Here is a 551-nt window from a genome sequence, read left to right on the forward strand (position 1 = left end):
CGCGACGGGTTGGTCTCGTCGGCCATCACTTCCGGGCTACAGGATTTCACCTGCGACACCGCCGCCACGTCGAACTGCACGCCGCCGATATCAAAGTTCTTCACCCCGGCGCCCTGGCCGTCGTGGTTCATCCAGAAGTAGTCGTTGATCCCCTGTTGCGGACGCTGGTGGAAGTCGCGGCCGGCCCAGATATAGGCGTTGGGGTTGGATTCCAGCACGTTGGTGACGCCGACGTAGGCCTTCTTCAGGTTAACCTCGTCGCTCCAGTGGTCGAACATGACGTTGAGATCCCAGATAGCCCCCTGCGCGCTTTTGAAGGCTTTGCTGATCTGGAATTCGCCGCCGTTGCTTTCGTTGCCCAGACGGCCGATCGCCGAGGCGCCGTTATAGGAGCCGTCGACGCCGACATATTTCTGGTCGCCGGTCTGGAAATGGGCGCCATAGCGGGCATAGCCGCTGAACTTGAGGCCGAACGGAATCGCCACATCCGGCGAGGCGGCGGTGGTCTGCGGGTTGGTAATGACGTCGACCTTTTTGTCGGCCGCGGCGTC

General features: G+C 61.9%; 1 protein-coding gene. It reads right to left on the minus strand.

All coding sequences use genetic code 11. The features are described 5' to 3' along the window. A partial coding sequence (locus ABLV52_RS00645; protein ID WP_348889871.1) for a carbohydrate porin occupies positions 1 to 551 on the minus strand: 551 nt, incomplete at both ends.

Origin of the sequence: Klebsiella sp. GB_Kp056 (assembly GCF_040064755.1) — a bacterium.
Taxonomy (GTDB): domain Bacteria; phylum Pseudomonadota; class Gammaproteobacteria; order Enterobacterales; family Enterobacteriaceae; genus Klebsiella; species Klebsiella quasipneumoniae.